This is a genomic window from Streptomyces sp. Z423-1, from assembly GCF_013009255.1.
GTDB classification, from domain to species: Bacteria; Actinomycetota; Actinomycetes; order Streptomycetales; family Streptomycetaceae; genus Streptomyces; species Streptomyces gossypiisoli.
Genome location: NZ_CP053109.1, coordinates 7,740,767 through 7,756,806 on the forward strand (window position 1 = coordinate 7,740,767; position 16,040 = coordinate 7,756,806).

Genomic DNA, 16,040 nt, shown 5'->3' on the forward strand with positions numbered 1-16,040 from the left:
TGACCTCAAGTCGACTTGAACTGGCACCGTACGGCTACTGGCTGTTCAAGGGCGAGCGAAGGGAGACGGTCATGACTGCGGAACGCGGGGACGCGGAGGCGCTGAAGGCGCTGTGGAGCGGGGTCGCGGGGCGCAACTGGGTCGCGGCGCAGGACGTGCTCGACGGGCTGTTCAGGCCGTTCGAGCCGCTGCTCGCCGAGCCGGTCGGCCCCGGTGCGCACGTCCTCGACGTCGGCTGCGGCACGGGCGCCACCACCGTCGCCGCGGCACGGCGAGCCGGCCCGGAGGGCAGCTGTGTCGGCGTCGACATCGCCGAGCCGATGATCGAGGCCGCCCGGGCGCGCGCCGAGCGGGAGGGCGTGCCGGCCCGCTTCGTCCAGGCCGACGCCGGGACCCACGCCTTCGAACCGGCCGGCTTCGACCTGGTCATCTCACGGTTCGGCGTGATGTTCTTCGACGACTTCGCCGCCGCGTTCGCGAACCTGCGGCACGCCGCACGGCCCGGCGCGGAACTGCGGCTCATCGTCTGGCGCGGCCCCGAGGAGAACCCGTTCATGACGACGGCCGAACGGGCCGCGGGGCCGCTGCTGCCGAACCTGCCGCCGCGTGACCCAAACGCGCCGGGCCAGTTCGCCTTCGCGCGGGCGGACCGGGTGCGCGGCGTGCTGGAGGAGAGCGGCTGGACGGGGATCACCGTCGAGCCGCTGGACGTGCCGTGCGCGATGCCGGCGCAGGAGATGGAGCGCTACTTCACGCTGCTCGGCCCCGTGGGCCGCGTGCTGCACGAGGTGGACGAGCCGACGCGGGCACAGGTCGTCGAGGTGCTGCGCACCGCCTTCGCGCCGTACGTGCAGGGGGCGGAGGTCAGGTTCACGGCGGCGTGCTGGCTGGTGCGGGCCTCGGCGTGAGGGGCATGAAGGGCCTCGGCGCAGAACCGAGCCACGGCGTAAGGGGCGCCCTCGGGCGTCCTCACCCCAGCCACCCCGCCAGCCCTCCCGTGGCCCACACCTCGTCCCCCGCCGTGATCAGCAGCGCCTCCACCTCCGGCAGGGACTCCAGCCACGCCAGCCCGTTCCTCGCACCCATCGCGAACGCGGCCGTCGCCCAGCAGTCCGCCCAGGTCAGGCGGGGGGCGACGACCGTCACCGCGAGCAGGTCCGTCACCGCCGACCTTCCGGTGCGCGGGTCGACGATGTGGGCGCCGCGCTCGGCCGTGCCGGACGTGGCCACGGCCAGTTCGTCGGCGCCGGCCGCCGAGACGACCGCCGCCAGCCCGCCGGGCCGCAGCGGATCCGACACGCCGACCCGCCAGGGCCGCCCCCCGCCGGGCACGCCGAGCAGCTGCACGTCCCCGCCGCCGTTGACGCTGACCCCGCTCACCCCGGCCGCCGCCAGCCGCCGCGCCGCCCGCTCCACGGCCCAGCCCTTGACGATCCCGGTCGGGTCGAGCCGCCCCTCGTACGTCGTGCTGAACCACCCCTCGCTGACCCGCTCCGCCTCGGCGGCCAGCTCCAGCACCTCGGCGACCTCGGGATCGCACTCCCCGACGGTCAGCTCCCCACGGCCCAGCCGGGATATCTGGCTGTCCTCGCGGTAGGTGCTGAACACCGCGTCGACCCGGTGCAGCCCGTCGACGGCCTCGTCGAGGGCCGCTCGCACGGCAGTGGGATCCCCGCCGCGGACGTCGAAGGAGAAGACGGTCCCCATCACCTCCTCCGCCCGGCGTTCCGCGGCGGGAGCCTGCGCGGACTCCGTCACCGGCTCAGCCACCGGCCTGGTCCAGGGCCGACTGCAGCGACTGCCGGTACCCCGTGCTGGTGTACGTGGCCCCGGACACGGCGTCGATGTCGGCGCTGCCCGCCGCGACGGCGGCCTGGTTGAGCTTGGGCACGGCGTCGGCGGTGACCTGGCTGCTCTGGCCGCCGCTGGGCGCCTGCACCGCCTCGGCCTGGGTGATCCTCCCGCCGCTGACGGTGATCCGGACCTGGACGGGCCCGTACTGGGTCTGGGCCACGGCCCCGGTCACCGTACGCGCGGCCTGGGCGCCGCCCGAGCCGCCCTGGTCGGCGGAGCCGCCGCCGCTCGCCCGGACCTGGTCCAGGGCCGACTGGAGGGACTCCTTGTAGCCGGTGCTGGTGTACGTCGCCCCGGACACCGCGTCGATCTCCGCGCTCTGCGCCGCGACGGCGGCCTGGTTGAGCCTGGGCACGGCGTCGGCGGTGACCTGGCTGCTCTGGCCGCCGCTCGGCGCCTGCACGGCCTCCGCCTGGGTGATCTTCCCGTTGCTCACGGTCAGCCGGACCTGCACGGGACCGTACTGCGTCTGGGCCACGGTGCCGGTGACCGTGGCGGTGCCCGCGGCCTGCGCTCCGCCCTGGGGCGCCGCCGCCCCCGCGGGGGGTGCCGCGCCGCCCGCCGCCGCGGCGGAGCCGGGGTCGGTGGCCGGCTTCAGCGACAGCAGCAGCACGATGCCGGACACGGTGGCGGCGGTGGCGAGCACGGCACGCCGGATGGGGTGACTCTTCTTCATGTTGCCGGTCTCCTGGTGACCCGTCGCTCACATCTCGAACGACTCGTGATGGATACGGCGGGCGGGGATCCCCGCGCCGCGCAGTGCCTCGTAGACGGACTGTGCGAAGCCGGGCGGCCCGCACAGGAAGACGTCGTGGCGGTCGATGTCCGGGATCTTCCGCTGCAGCGACTCCGCGGAGATGTCGGGGCGCGCCCCGTCCGGGCTGTTGACCGCGTACATCAGCCGGGCGCCCCGCTCGTCGGCGATCTTCGCCAGCTCGTCCCACAGGGCCAGGTCCTGGGTGCTGTTGGCCCGGTAGAGCAGGGTGATGTCACCGGCGGCGCCGGGCAGCGTCTCGAACAGCGCCCGCATCGGCGTGATGCCTACGCCGCCCGCGACCAGCAGGACCTTGCCGCGGCTGCGGCGCTGGGCGGTCAGCGCGCCGTACGGCCCCTCGGCCCACACCCGGGTGCCGGGCTCCAGCGCGCGCAGCCGGGCGCTGTGGTCGCCGATCGCCTTCACGGTGATCCGCAGCATGTCGGGGCGGGGCGCCGCCGACAGCGAGTACGGGTGGGAGCTGAACCGCATGCCCGGCGCCAGGAACCGCCACCGGAAGAACTGCCCCGCCTCCGCGCCCATCCGGTGCAGTTTCCGCCCGCCGACCAGTACCGACACGATCCCGGGCGTCTCCTCGACGACCGCCTCGACCCGCATCCGGTGCCTCAGGTTCAGCCTGATCGGGGTGATGATCCGGAACCACACCACCAGCGCGGTGACCGCCCCGTACAGCCCGTACCAGAACGTCTTGGCGGCGGGCTCGACGGCGAAGTCGTTGCCGGTGCCGATCTGGTGCCAGAACGTCAGGTACACGGCCGCGTACGTCATCAGGTGGACGTGGTACCAGGTGTCGTACGGCATCCTGCGGCGGACCGGGCCGATCGAGACCAGGCCGATGAGCACCAGCAGGCCGGTGCCGATGGCGGCCTTGCCCATGTCCGGCAGCTGGTTGACGGAGTCGATTGTCTGCTGGACGACGTCACCGAGCGTCTTGCCGGCCTGCAACGCGTAGCCCCACATGATGAGGAAGACGTGCGCGACGACCAGGCAGAGGGTGTAGCGGCCGGTCATCGCGTGCCAGCGCGCGACCCGGTCGGAGCCCACCCGCCGCTCCAGCGCGGGCACCCGGGCCATCTGGAGCACCACCAGCGCCATCAGATACCCGGCGAGCAGCCCGGTGATCCGGCCCGCGTTGAGGACCCGGCCGGTGGTGTCGGCGACGGACGGGGTGTTCTGCCACCACAGCCACAGCACCGCGGCCGCACCGGCCCACACGGCGAGCAGCAGTGGGACGGCGGGGGAGCGGCGCGGGCGGATACGGCGCATGGTCTGGCGCCGGGCGGCGCGGCCGCCTGCGAGCGTGGTGGTCACGGTTCCTCCGGGGACGGGGGCAACGGAATGTCGTGGTCCCTTGGCCCAGAGATACGTGTGGTGGCGGCCGTGTGTTCAGTCAGTACCGGGTGATCGCGGTGGGCCCGCTCTCCGTCCCCACCGCGATGTGCGGTCTGCCCCGGGCCTTCGCCCAGACGAGGATCCGCCGCATGGCGTCCTCGGGCACCGACACACAACCGGCCGTCGGTCCCTTTCCTCTGACGTGCAGAAAGATGGCGGCTCCGCGCCCGCGCACCGGCTTGTGGTAGTTGAAGCCGATGACCAGCGCATGGGCGTACAGCGGCCCGTACGACATCAGGTGTTCGGCCTCCTGCGCCCGGCAGTCGGCGGGGCGGGGCTCGGTCCAGCGGTTGTAGGAGCGGGAGTCGTCGTCCTGGCACCACCAGGAGTCCTCGCGCACGGGCCGGTATGTGTACGTCGTCCCGGGCGGCGCCGCCTCGATGCCGAAGGCGTACGGCAGGGTGAACAGCCCCGTCGGTGTGGTCTTCGTGCCCTGCTTGCGTGCCGCCCCCTCGACGAGCCCGTTCGCCCCGAACCGGGCCGGTGCCGAACCGGCGCTGACCCAGTGTCCGTCCCGCCGGTCCCACCACGTCACCGTCCCCGTCGTCGAGCCCGCCTCGGGCGCCACGGCGGTGATCAGCTGACTGCCGGGGCCGGTGTCGGCCATACGGTCGGGCAGCGGGGTGCCCTCGGCGGGGGCGGCGCCGAGGAGGGAGGCGCAGACGAGGACGGACACGGCGGCGGCGAGTGCGGGGCGCATGCCCCGACGCTAACGGCGGCTTTCCGCACCGGCAGTTCGGATGGTCCGTTCGGGCGCTCGGGCGCGAACGGGTTCAGGCATAGGGAGCCAGCGGCAGCGGCACCCCGGGCAGCCCGTCCATGCTCGTGGCGATGTGCTCCTTGCCCGCGAAGTACGCGCTCAGCGATGCGGTGTCCTCCCGCGCGAAGCGCCGCCCGTGCAGCTCGCGATCGCCGTCGTACGTCATCAGCGGCACCGCGAAACCGCAGCTGTCCCGGACGAGTTCGGCCGTCACGACGATGATCGCGCGCAGCCCGTGCACACTCGCGTCGATGTCCGGGAAGCGGGCGAGCAGCTCCCCGAAGCGCGGATCGTCACGGAACACCGGCTCACCGCGGCCGTGCACCCGGACGATGTTCGGCGGGCCCTGGAACGCGCACCACATGAGGGTGATCCGCCCGTTCTCCCGCAGATGCGCGACCGTCTCGGCGTGGGAACCGGCGAAGTCGAGGTAGGCGACGGTGAGTTCGTCGAGCACGACGAACGAGCCCTTGAGGCCCTTGGGGGAGAGGTTGACCGTGCCGTCGCCGGAGAGCGGGGCGGTCGCGGTGAAGAAGAGGGGCTGCTCCTCGATGAACGAACGGAGCCTGCCGTCGATGCGCTCATACGTCTTTCCCATGGCACGTGATTATCCGGGAAGGTAGTTCACCTGCCTAAGAGATTTCCGTACGGCTGTTCCGCTGTGGCCGCCCCGGCCGGCGCTCCAACGGGGCGGCCACAGCGCCTGTCACGTCACTTGGTGAGCGTGCAGGAGGCCAGGGAGGCGAGTCCCTGGGGCTTGGCGGCCGTACGGCCGATGGAGATGGCGATCCGGTCGATGGCCGCCGTCCGCTTGGAGGCGAGCGGGCCGAGGATGGCGTTCTGGACGAAGTTGGGTCCGCCCTGTCCGACGGTCTCGCGCAGGCGCTTGTTGGCTTCGGCGATCTGGGTGTTGAGCAGGGCGAGATTGCGGTCGACCTCGGCCTTCGCGGAGGCGGGGACCGCCGGGAGGCGGGACGCCACGTCGGGGCAGGAGATGGTGCCCGCGCCGGTGTTGCCGCCGGTGTTGCCGCCGTTCGCCTGACCGGCGGCCGGTGCGGCGGGCGGGGCCGCGTTGCCGCCCGCGTTGTTCGTCGCTCCGCCCGCGCCGAGCGTGCAGGGGGCGAGCGAGTCCAGGCCCTGCGGCCGGGCGGCGGTGCGGCCGATCGCCGTGGCGATGCGGTTGATGGTGGCGACCCGCTTGTCCTTGAGCGGGCCGAGGATGGCGTTCTGGACGAAGTTGGGTCCGCCCTGTCCGACGGTCTCGCGCAGGCGCTTGTTGGCTTCGGCGATCTGGGTGTTGAGCAGGGCGAGATTGCGGTCGACCTCGGCCTTCGCGGAGGCGGGGACCGCCGGGAGGCTGGGCGCCACCGCCGGGCAGCTGATGGTGCCGGCCGCCGCCTTCGTCGATGCCTGGGCCGCGTTGTTCTTGGACGTCTCCCCGGCCAAGGCGGAGCCGGCGATCAACGCCCCGGACAACACCACCGCGGAAGCGCCGCCGATCATCGCGATGCGGCGCTTGTGGTACTTCGGAAGAGCCCTGGACATGCGAAAGCCTCACTAGGGGTGTGGTGTGACTGATGGGGCGCCGGCGTTCGGTGAGGAGTACGGGTAAGCGGTTTCAGGCGTTCAACGCTCGCGCGGATTTCCCTGCCCGGCACCCGGAGACACTGCCCGGAACCCGGAGATTGACGAACCATGCAGACTCCTGCATACTCATGCATGTCAGCGAATGCAGTGTGAGGAGAAACCCCGTGACCGAGCGCGTCGTACTCGCCTACTCAGGCGGTCTGGACACCTCCGTCGCCATCGGCTGGATCGCCGAGGAGACGGGCGCCGAGGTCATCGCCGTTGCGGTCGACGTCGGCCAGGGCGGCGAGGACCTGGACGTCATCCGCAAGCGCGCGCTCGCCTGCGGTGCCGTCGAGGCCGAGGTCGCGGACGCCAAGGACGAGTTCGCCGAGGAGTACTGCCTCCCGGCGATCAAGGCCAACGCCCTCTACATGGACCGCTACCCGCTGGTCTCCGCCCTCTCCCGGCCGACGATCGTCAAGCACCTCGTCGCCGCCGCCAAGAAGCACGGCGCCGACACGGTCGCCCACGGCTGCACCGGCAAGGGCAACGACCAGGTCCGCTTCGAGGCCGGCATCGTCGCCCTCGCCCCCGACCTGAAGTGCATCGCCCCGGTCCGCGACTACGCCATGACCCGGGACAAGGCCATCGCGTTCTGCGAGGAGAAGAACCTCCCGATCGCGACCACCAAGAAGTCCCCGTACTCCATCGACCAGAACGTCTTCGGCCGCGCCGTCGAGACGGGCTTCCTGGAGGACATCTGGAACGCCCCGATCGAGGACATCTACGAGTACACCCAGAACCCGGCCACCCCGCGCGAGCCCGACGAGGTGATCATCACCTTCAAGGAGGGCGTCCCGGTCGCCATCGACGGCAAGCCCGTCACCGTGCTCCAGGCCATCCAGCAGCTCAACGAGCGCGCCGGCGCCCAGGGCATCGGCCGGATCGACATGGTCGAGGACCGCCTGGTCGGCATCAAGTCCCGCGAGGTGTACGAGGCCCCGGGCGCGATCGCCCTGATCACCGCCCACCAGGAGCTGGAGAACGTCACCGTCGAGCGTGAACTCGCCCGCTACAAGCGGCAGGTCGAGCAGCGCTGGGGCGAGCTGGTCTACGACGGCCTGTGGTTCTCCCCGCTCAAGCGCGCCCTGGACGGCTTCATCAACGAGGCCAACCAGCACGTCTCCGGCGACATCCGGATGACCCTGCACGGCGGCCGCGCCGTCGTCACGGGCCGCCGCTCGAAGTCCTCGCTGTACGACTTCAACCTCGCGACCTACGACACCGGCGACACGTTCGACCAGTCCGCGGCGAAGGGCTTCATCGACATCTACAGCATGTCGTCGAAGATCGCCGCCAAGCGCGACCTGGCGTAACCGGCCGACGACCCCTCGCACGCACTAGCCTGACAGCCGCCTCCTCGACCCCTTGGGCCGGGGAGGCGGTCGCACATCGACAGCCTTGAGGAGCAACGCAAGTGAGCAGCAACAGCGGTGACGTACGGCTCTGGGGCGGCCGTTTCGCCGACGGTCCCGCCGAGGCCCTGGCGAAGCTGTCCGCGTCGGTCCACTTCGACTGGCGACTCGCGCCCTACGACATCGCCGGTTCGCGGGCGCACGCGCGCGTGCTGCACAAGGCGGGCCTGCTCACGGACGACGAGCTGAGCCGGATGCTCGACGGGCTCGACCGGCTCGAAGCGGACGTCGCCGACGGTTCGTTCGTGGGTGCCATCGCCGACGAGGACGTCCACACCGCCCTGGAGCGCGGCCTGCTGGAGCGCCTCGGCCCCGACCTCGGCGGCAAGCTGCGCGCGGGACGGTCGAGGAACGACCAGGTGGCGACCCTCTTCCGCATGTACCTGCGTGACCACGCCCGCACCATCGGCGGCCTGATCGCCGACCTCCAGGACGCCCTGATCGGCCTCGCCGAGGCCCACCCGGACGTCGCGATGCCGGGCCGCACCCACCTCCAGCACGCCCAGCCGGTGCTCTTCGCTCACCACGTCCTCGCGCATGTGCAGTCCCTGTCCCGGGACGCCGAACGCCTGCGCCAGTGGGACGAGCGGACGGCCGTGTCGCCGTACGGCTCGGGCGCCCTGGCCGGTTCCTCCCTCGGCCTGGACCCGGAGGCGGTCGCGAAGGACCTCGGCTTCGAGCACGGCAGCGCCGCCAACTCCATCGACGGCACGGCCTCCCGGGACTTCGTCGCCGAGTTCGCCTTCATCACCGCGATGATCGGCGTGAACCTCTCCCGGATCGCGGAGGAGGTCATCATCTGGAACACGAAGGAGTTCTCCTTCGTGACCCTGCACGACGCCTTCTCCACCGGCTCGTCGATCATGCCGCAGAAGAAGAACCCCGACATCGCGGAGCTGGCGCGCGGCAAGTCCGGCCGCCTGATCGGCAACCTGACCGGCCTGATGGCCACCCTCAAGGCCCTCCCGCTCGCGTACAACCGCGACCTGCAGGAGGACAAGGAGCCGGTCTTCGACTCCATCGACCAGCTGGAGATCCTGCTCCCCGCCTTCACCGGCATGATGGCCACCCTCACCGTGCACCGCGAGCGCATGGAGGAACTGGCCCCGGCCGGGTTCTCGCTCGCCACGGACATCGCCGAGTGGCTGGTCAAGCAGGGCGTGCCCTTCCGGGTCGCGCACGAGGTCGCCGGTGAGTGCGTGAAGGCCGCCGAGGCCGAGGGCAAGGAACTGGACGAGCTGACCGACGACCAGTTCGCGAAGATCTCCGCCCACCTCACCCCGGAGGTCCGCTCGGTCCTCAACGTCCCGGGCGCCCTCGCGTCCCGCAACGGCCGCGGTGGTACGGCACCGAGCGCGGTCGCGGTGCAGCTGGCCGAGGTGAAGGCGGACGTGGCCGCCCAGCACGAATGGGCGAACGCCAAGGGGAGCGCCCTCTAGGGGCGCGGGGCTGTATCGATTTGCGGCTCCGCCGCGCGGGCGCGACAAGCCACACACAACCCGCACCCGCCGAACCACCGCACAAACCGAGCACTGAAGCGAAGGTCATCACGGGTTACGTTGGTCGCAAGCCGAACAGGAGCCGACACGACGGAGCCCGCGATGCCCTTCGCCCGCCTGGCCTCAGCAACAACCGCCACCTGCCACATCGGCCTCGGCCTCGCCGCAATCGGCCGCCCCGGCTACATCAACCTCGGCCGGGACCACGACCTCGGAGAGGACCGCAGCGTCGAGACGCTGCGCACCCGCACCCACGAGCTGCTGGACGCCGCCTACGCCCAGGGCGTGCGCTACTTCGATGTCGCCCGCTCCTACGGCCGCTCCGAGGAGTTCCTCGCCGACTGGCTGAACGCCCACCCCGAGATCGACGACATCGTCGTCGGCAGCAAGTGGGGATACACCTACACCGCCGACTGGTCCACCACCGCCGAGCAGCACGAGGTCAAGGACCACAGCCTCGCCACCTTCGAACGGCAGCGCGCCGAGAGCACCGCACTGCTCGGCGACCGGCTCGACCTCTACCAGATCCACTCGGTGACCCCCGACAGCCCCGCCCTCACCGACAAGGACCTGCACGCCAGGCTCGCCGAGGCCGCCGCCCAGGGCCTGACCATCGGCTTCTCCACCAGCGGCCCCGCGCAGGCCGACGCGATCCGGGCGGCGCTGGAGGTCACGGTCGACGGCGAGCGTCCCTTCCGTACCGTCCAGTCCACCTACAACGCCCTGGAGACCTCGGCCGCCCCCGCCCTCGCCGAGGCCCACGACGCCGGGCTCACGGTGATCGTCAAGGAGGGCATGGCCAACGGGCGGCTCGCCGAGCCGTACGCGCCGGACGCGCTGAAGGCCGTAGCGGCGGAAACGTCACTCGGCTGTGATGCCGTAGCCCTCGCCCTGATCCTGCGCGAGCCCTGGGCCGGCGTGGTCCTCTCCGGCGCCGCGACCACCGTCCAGCTCGCCTCCAACCTGCACGCCGCCGTCGTGGACCTCGACGACGACCAGCTGGCGCGGCTCGCCGCGCTCGTCGAGGAACCGCGGGCGTACTGGGAGCGCCGCGGGCAGCTGCCCTGGCACTGAGACACACCACCCGGACGACGGATTGTGAGCCCCGCATGCCTATGGTGAGACATGGATGTCTCATGTGGGCTATGGTTGTCTCATGGCCGTCGATCGAGAGCACGTACTGCGCAGTGCCGCAGCACTGCTGACCCGCAAATCCACCGCGACCATGGACGAGGTCGCCAAGGCCGCCGGGATCAGCCGGGCCACGCTGCACCGCCAGTTCGCCGGGCGCGACGCGCTGGTCCGGGCGCTGGAGGCGCTCGGCATCGCCGAGTGCGAGGCCGCGCTGGACGCGGCCCGGCTGGACGAGGGCAGCGCCAGTGACGCCGTACGGCGGCTGGTGCGCGAGATCGAGCCCGCGGCCGGACTCCTCTCCTTCCTCTACACCGAGAACCAGCTGTTCGAGGGCGAGGAGCAGAACGCGGGGTGGGCCCGGCTCGACGCCCGGGTCTCGGCACTGTTCCGGCGCGGCCAGGACAGCGGCGAGTTCCGCATCGACCTGACCCCCGCCTGGCTCACCGAGGCCCTCTACGGCCTGATCGCCGCCGGGGCCTGGTCGGTGCATGACGGCAAGGTCGCCGCGAACGACTTCCAGAACATGATCGTCGAGCTGCTGCTCGGCGGTGCGACACGGAGAGAGGAATCATGACCAGCACCCTGCAGTCGGCGAACGCGCACGAGGCGGTGAAGCGCCCCGGCCGCTGGCTCGCGCTGTCCGTGCTCGTGCTCGCCGTGCTGCTGGTGGCCGTCGACGCCACCGTGCTCGGCCTCGCGACCCCGTACATATCGGAGGACCTCCGCCCGTCCGGCACCCAGCTGCTGTGGATCGGTGACGTCTACTCCTTCGTGATCGCCGGTCTGCTCGTCTCCATGGGCAGCCTCGGCGACCGCATCGGCCGCAAGCGGATCCTGCTGATCGGCGCCACGGCGTTCGGCGCGGTCTCCGTGCTCAACGCCTACGCGACCACGCCGGAGCTGCTGATCGTGGCCAGGGCGCTGCTCGGAGTCGCGGGCGCGACGCTGATGCCGGCCACGCTCGCCCTGATCCGCAACCTCTTCCACGACCCGCGCGAGCGCAGTCTCGCCATCGGCATCTGGGGCGCCACCGCGTCCGCCGGTACGGCGGTCGGTCCGATCGCCGGTGGCTTCCTGCTGGAGCACTTCTGGTGGGGCTCGGTCTTCCTGATCAACCTGCCCGTGATGGTGGTCCTCGTCCTCGTCGGCATCAAGCTGCTGCCCGAGTCGAAGAACGCGAGCCCCGGCCCCTGGGACCTGCTCAGCGTCGTGCTGTCGCTGGTCGGCATGATCGGTGTGGTGTACGCGGTCAAGGAGGCCGCCACGCACGGGTTCGGCTGGGAGGCGCTCGCCGCGGGCCTGCTGGGTGCCGGCGCGCTCTACGGCTTCGTACGGCGTCAGCTCACCCTCCCGGCGCCGCTGCTGGACATGCGGCTGTTCCGCAACCGCGGTTTCAGCGGGGCGGTGCTGGCCGACCTGCTGACCATCCTCGGCATGTCCGGCCTGGTCTTCTTCCTCTCGCAGTTCCTGCAACTGGTCCAGGACCGGCGGCCGTTCGAGGCGGGCCTGGCCGAACTGCCCGCCGCGCTCGGTGCGGTGGCGGCCGGTCTGGTCGCCGGGCGGGCGGCCCGCCGGTACTCGGTGCGGGCCGTGGTGGCGGGCGGACTCGCCGCCGTCGGCCTGGCGCTGGGCGCGCTGACCCTGGTCGGCCAGAACACCGGGTATCCGCTGCTCGGGGCCGCGCTGCTGGTCGTCGGTGTCGGTGCCGGGTTCTCGTTCACGGTGACCGCCGACGTGATCCTCGCGTCCGTGCCCAAGGAGCAGGCGGGCGCCGCGTCGGCGGTGTCCGAGACGGCGTACGAACTCGGCGCCGCCCTCGGTATCGCCCTGCTCGGCTCGATCGTGACCGGCGTCTACAAGGGTTTCGCCGCGCCGGAGGGCACCCCGCAGGCCGCGCACGAGTCGCTGGGCGGCGCGGTCGAGGTGGCCGCGGGCCTGCCCGCCCACACGTCCGGCGAGCTGCTGGACGCGGCCCGCCAGTCCTTCGTCGACGGTCTGACGCTCGCGTCGGGCGTGGGTGCCGTGGTGTTGCTGGGGGCGGCAGTGGCGGGGTGGTTCCTGCTGCGGGGGCAGCGGCTGGAGGGGGCGGTCGAGCACTGACGGCCGTAAGGCTTTAAGTCCGTTTTCGGCTTCGCCTGATGGTCTGGCTCCGTACCCGATGTCGTATCCCACGGCTGAAGGAGCCACCGACCATGACACGTCGTACGAAGAAGGCCCTCGTCACCGCCTCCGTCCTGGCCGTCGCCGGCCTCGCAGGGGGCGGTGTCGCGCTCGCGGCCGACGGTGACGAGGCGCCGCGTGAGCAGATCAGGTTCGTCGTCGAGGAGGGCGGCGCGGCGGCGGACCGGGAGGACTGCCCCTGGAAGGACGGCAGCACCGTGACCCCCACGTCCGACCCCGCCTCGGCGCTGTGACCGCCCGGATCCCGGAGGGCAAGCTCCTCGAAGAGGCCCTCTTCGAGGTCAAGCGGGTGATCGTCGGCCAGGACCGCATGGTGGAGCGGATGTTCACCGCGGTCCTGGCCCGCGGCCACTGCCTGCTCGAAGGCGTCCCCGGCGTCGCCAAGACGCTCGCCGCGAAGACCCTCGCGCATGTCGCGGGCGGGCACTTCGCCCGCCTCCAGTTCACCCCCGACCTCGTCCCCTCCGACATCACCGGCACCCGCATCTACCGCCCCTCCCAGGAGGCGTTCGACATCGAGCCGGGCCCGGTGCTGGCCAACGTCGTGCTCGCCGACGAGATCAACCGCGCCCCCGCCAAGGTGCAGTCCGCGCTCCTGGAGGTGATGGGCGAGCACCAGGTCTCCATCGGCGGCACCACCCTCCCCGTCCCCCAGCCGTTCCTCGTGCTCGCCACCCAGAACCCCATCGAGTCCGAGGGCGTCTACCAGCTACCCGAGGCCCAGCGCGACCGCTTCCTGCTCAAGGTGGACGTGGCCGCGCCCAGTGAGTCGGAGGAACTGGCCATCCTCTACCGGATGAGCGTCGACCCGCCCCGGCCGCGCCGCGTCCTCACCCCGGACGGCCTGGTCGCGCTCCAGCGCACGGCCGACGAGGTGTTCGTGCACCACGCGGTCGCCGAGTACGCCGTACGTCTCGTCGTCGCCACCCGCGAACTCGCCGGACCGGGCAGCCGCGTGGCGCACGGCGCGGGCCCGCGCGCCACGCTCGGCCTGGTCGCGGCGGCCCGGGCGCTGGCCCTGTTGCGCGGCCGCGGTTACGTCCTGCCCGAGGACATGCACGACCTGGCGCACGAGGTCATCGCGCACCGCCTGGTCCTCTCCTTCGACGCCCTCGCCGACGGCATCTCCGCGGGCGAGATCGTCGACGAGGTGCTCGCGGTGGTGGAGCAGCCCAGGATCAGCCCGCGCCAGGCGGCCGAGGAGGCGGTCGCATGACCCCGACGCTGCGCGAACTCACTCCCGAGCAGGCACTCAGGCACCTGGAGTTGCTCTTCACCCGCCGCCCCGACGGACTCCTCCAGGGCGATCACGCGTCCCTCGTGCCGGGGCCCGGCAGCGAGATCTCCGAGACGCGTCCGTACGTCATCGGCGACGACGTCCGCCGGATGGACTGGAACGCCACCGCCCGCACCACCGTCCCGCACGTCCGCCGCACCCTCGCCGACCGCGAACTCACCACCTGGATCGTCCTCGACGCCTCCGCCAGCATGGACTTCGGCACCGCGCGGATGGAGAAGCGGGACCTCGCGGTGGGCGCGGCGGCGGCCGTCGCGTTCCTCACCGAACGGGCCGGCAACCGACTCGGCGCACAGATCACCGGCCCCTACGGCATCCAGCGCATCCCGCCCCGTACCGGCCGCCGCCACCTGCTGGCGATCCTGCGCGCCGCCCTCGACCGCCCCCGCGTCGCGCCCGGCGTCCCCGAGCACACCCTCGCCGACGCGCTGCACGCCCTGCGTGCCCTGCCCTCCGGGGGCCTGGTCGCCGTCGTCTCCGACTTCCTGGAGACCGGCTGGGAGCGGCCGCTGCGCACCGTGGCCCACCGTCACCAGGTCCTCGCCGTCGAGACGGTCGACCCACGGGAGCTGGAACTGCCCGCCGTCGGGCTGCTCACGGTGGTGGACCCGGAGACCGGGCGGCGACGCGAAGTCCCCACTCACGCACGGCGGTTGCGCGAGCGCTACGCCGCGGCCGCGCTGGAGCAGCGGGCGCTGATCCGGCAGTCCGTCCGCCGGGCGGGCGCCGCGCATCTGCGGCTGCGCACGGACCGGGACTGGGTGCGGGACATCGTGCGGCACGTGGCGGCGCAGCGCCGGCGCACGGGAGGAGGCGCGGCATGAGCCTGCGTTCCCCCGGCTGGCTGCTGCTGCTCCTGCCGCTCGCCGCGCTGATCGCCGCGTATGTGCTGACACAGCGCCGGCGCAGCCGGTACGCCGTCCGCTTCACCAACCTCGACCTGCTGGACAAGGTCGCCCCGAACCGGCCCGGCCGGCGGCGGCATGTCCCGGCCGCGGCCTTCTGCGCCATGCTCGCGCTGCTGGTCGTGGGGTTCGCCCGGCCGACCGCCGAGGTCCAGGTGCCGAGGGAACGGGCCACGATCGTCGTCGCCTTCGACGTCTCCGCCTCCATGGAGGCCACCTTCGCCCTGCTCGGCGGACTCGCCATCGCCAGCCTGGTCATCGGCTGGATCCTCTCCGGCCGTGTGCTGCGCCCCGTACGCGCCATCTCCCGCACCGCCGCCGAGATCCAGGCCACCGACCTGTCCCAGCGGATCCGGCTGACCGGCCCCAAGGACGAGCTGCGCGAACTCGCCGACACCGTCGACTCCATGCTCGACCGCCTCGACGAGGCCTTCCGCGCCCAGCGCCAGCTCGTCGACGACGCCTCGCACGAGTTGCGCAGCCCCCTCGCGATCATCCGCGCCAACGTGGACGCCGTACTGACCTCCGAGGAGTCGGACGAGGAGGAACGGCGCGCCGCCGCGCGGAGCGTGGACCGGGCGACGACCCGGATGACCCGGCTGGTCGAGGACCTGCTCGCCACCGCCCGCCGCAACGCCCCCGCCCTCGCCGACACCGACGTCGACCTGGCGGCGGCCGCCGGTGAGGCCTGCGAGGAGTTCGCCCCGCTCGCCACCGAACGCGGCCTCACCCTGCACCGCCGGCTGACCCCGGGCCTGACCGTCATCGGCGACCACGACGCCCTGCGCCGCGCCGTCGGCAACCTGCTCTCCAACGCCGTACGACTCGCCCCACCCGGCACCCGCATCACCGTCGCGGCCGGCCGCTCGGACGGCTGGCTGTGGACGGCCGTACGGGACGAGGGCCCCGGCATCCTCGACGACGACCAGACCCGCGTCTTCGACCGCTTCTGGCGCGCCCGGGGCAACGGCGGCAGCCGCGACCGCCACGCGGGCCTGGGCCTGGCGATCGTCCGCCAGATCGTCGAGTCCCACGGCGGCCAGGTACGCCTCTTCTCCCGCGTGGGGGAGGGCTCGACGTTCGTCCTGTGGTTCCCGACGACGGAAGACGGCCGCGGGAATGGTGGACCACCGCAGACGGCGCCCCTTTGAAAGCGCCCCTTCAGATGAGCCCATCAGGGGCCGCGGGGCTGTGTTGAA

16 protein-coding genes are annotated in these 16,040 nt (G+C 72.3%); 10 read left to right on the top strand and 6 right to left on the bottom strand.

The window, feature by feature from the left end:
• Positions 1 to 71 precede the first annotated feature (71 nt).
• Positions 72 to 908: a class I SAM-dependent methyltransferase gene (locus HJD23_RS34875; protein ID WP_171113519.1), complete on the top strand. Its 837-nt coding sequence runs from the start codon at positions 72 to 74 to the stop codon at positions 906 to 908.
• Positions 909 to 969: 61 nt separating this feature from the next.
• Here the strand turns inward: HJD23_RS34875 and HJD23_RS34880 are convergent, their stop codons facing one another.
• The 6 genes from HJD23_RS34880 to HJD23_RS34905 all read right to left on the bottom strand — a co-directional run bounded on the left by HJD23_RS34880 (position 970) and on the right by HJD23_RS34905 (position 6,326).
• Entirely contained in the window at positions 970 to 1,707 is a 738-nt protein-coding gene (locus tag HJD23_RS34880; RefSeq protein ID WP_171118662.1) for an FAD:protein FMN transferase, read from the bottom strand.
• 55 nt (positions 1,708 to 1,762) lie between these two features.
• Entirely contained in the window at positions 1,763 to 2,530 is a 768-nt protein-coding gene (locus HJD23_RS34885; protein ID WP_171113521.1) for an FMN-binding protein, read from the bottom strand.
• 27 nt (positions 2,531 to 2,557) lie between these two features.
• Positions 2,558 to 3,940, bottom strand: a complete 1,383-nt coding sequence (locus tag HJD23_RS34890; RefSeq protein ID WP_171113523.1) for a ferredoxin reductase family protein — start codon at positions 3,938 to 3,940, stop codon at positions 2,558 to 2,560.
• 79 nt (positions 3,941 to 4,019) lie between these two features.
• A complete protein-coding gene (locus tag HJD23_RS34895) occupies positions 4,020 to 4,721 on the bottom strand; it encodes a L,D-transpeptidase family protein (RefSeq protein ID WP_171113525.1) in 702 nt (233 codons plus the stop codon).
• 73 nt (positions 4,722 to 4,794) lie between these two features.
• The gene (locus HJD23_RS34900; RefSeq protein WP_171113527.1) at positions 4,795 to 5,379 is read right to left on the bottom strand and encodes a pyridoxamine 5'-phosphate oxidase family protein; all 585 of its coding nucleotides are present in this window, start codon (positions 5,377 to 5,379) and stop codon (positions 4,795 to 4,797) included.
• Between the two features lie 113 nt (positions 5,380 to 5,492).
• Positions 5,493 to 6,326 (bottom strand): hypothetical protein, encoded by an 834-nt coding sequence (locus HJD23_RS34905; protein ID WP_171134104.1) that lies wholly within the window; start codon positions 6,324 to 6,326, stop codon positions 5,493 to 5,495.
• A 206-nt stretch (positions 6,327 to 6,532) separates the two neighbouring features.
• Between HJD23_RS34905 and HJD23_RS34910 the strand changes: the two genes are divergently transcribed.
• From HJD23_RS34910 to HJD23_RS34950, 9 genes are all read left to right on the top strand, one after another.
• Positions 6,533 to 7,726 (top strand): argininosuccinate synthase, encoded by a 1,194-nt coding sequence (locus HJD23_RS34910; protein WP_171117432.1) that lies wholly within the window; start codon positions 6,533 to 6,535, stop codon positions 7,724 to 7,726.
• Positions 7,727 to 7,827: 101 nt separating this feature from the next.
• Positions 7,828 to 9,264 carry an argininosuccinate lyase gene (gene argH / locus HJD23_RS34915; protein ID WP_171117434.1) on the top strand — a complete coding sequence of 479 codons (1,437 nt, stop codon included), beginning with the start codon at positions 7,828 to 7,830 and terminating at the stop codon, positions 9,262 to 9,264.
• Positions 9,265 to 9,426: 162 nt separating this feature from the next.
• A complete protein-coding gene (locus tag HJD23_RS34920) occupies positions 9,427 to 10,398 on the top strand; it encodes an aldo/keto reductase (RefSeq protein WP_171117436.1) in 972 nt (323 codons plus the stop codon).
• 82 nt (positions 10,399 to 10,480) lie between these two features.
• Positions 10,481 to 11,032, top strand: coding sequence for a TetR/AcrR family transcriptional regulator (locus HJD23_RS34925; protein WP_221751094.1), 552 nt, complete (start codon positions 10,481 to 10,483; stop codon positions 11,030 to 11,032).
• Positions 11,029 to 12,558: an MFS transporter gene (locus tag HJD23_RS34930; RefSeq protein WP_171117440.1), complete on the top strand. Its 1,530-nt coding sequence runs from the start codon at positions 11,029 to 11,031 to the stop codon at positions 12,556 to 12,558. Before HJD23_RS34925 ends, HJD23_RS34930 begins: the two co-directional genes overlap by 4 nt.
• A 92-nt stretch (positions 12,559 to 12,650) precedes the next feature.
• Positions 12,651 to 12,872 (top strand): hypothetical protein, encoded by a 222-nt coding sequence (locus HJD23_RS34935; protein WP_171117441.1) that lies wholly within the window; start codon positions 12,651 to 12,653, stop codon positions 12,870 to 12,872.
• A gap of 8 nt (positions 12,873 to 12,880) precedes the next feature.
• Positions 12,881 to 13,855 carry an AAA family ATPase gene (locus tag HJD23_RS34940; protein WP_346770347.1) on the top strand — a complete coding sequence of 325 codons (975 nt, stop codon included), beginning with the start codon at positions 12,881 to 12,883 and terminating at the stop codon, positions 13,853 to 13,855.
• Positions 13,852 to 14,760 (top strand): DUF58 domain-containing protein, encoded by a 909-nt coding sequence (locus HJD23_RS34945; RefSeq protein ID WP_171117442.1) that lies wholly within the window; start codon positions 13,852 to 13,854, stop codon positions 14,758 to 14,760. The genes HJD23_RS34940 and HJD23_RS34945 overlap by 4 nt, the downstream gene beginning before the upstream one ends.
• On the top strand, positions 14,757 to 15,992 hold the full coding sequence (locus HJD23_RS34950) for an ATP-binding protein (protein ID WP_171117445.1): 1,236 nt from the start codon (positions 14,757 to 14,759) through the stop codon (positions 15,990 to 15,992). Before HJD23_RS34945 ends, HJD23_RS34950 begins: the two co-directional genes overlap by 4 nt.
• The last annotated feature ends 48 nt before the right edge of the window (positions 15,993 to 16,040 follow it).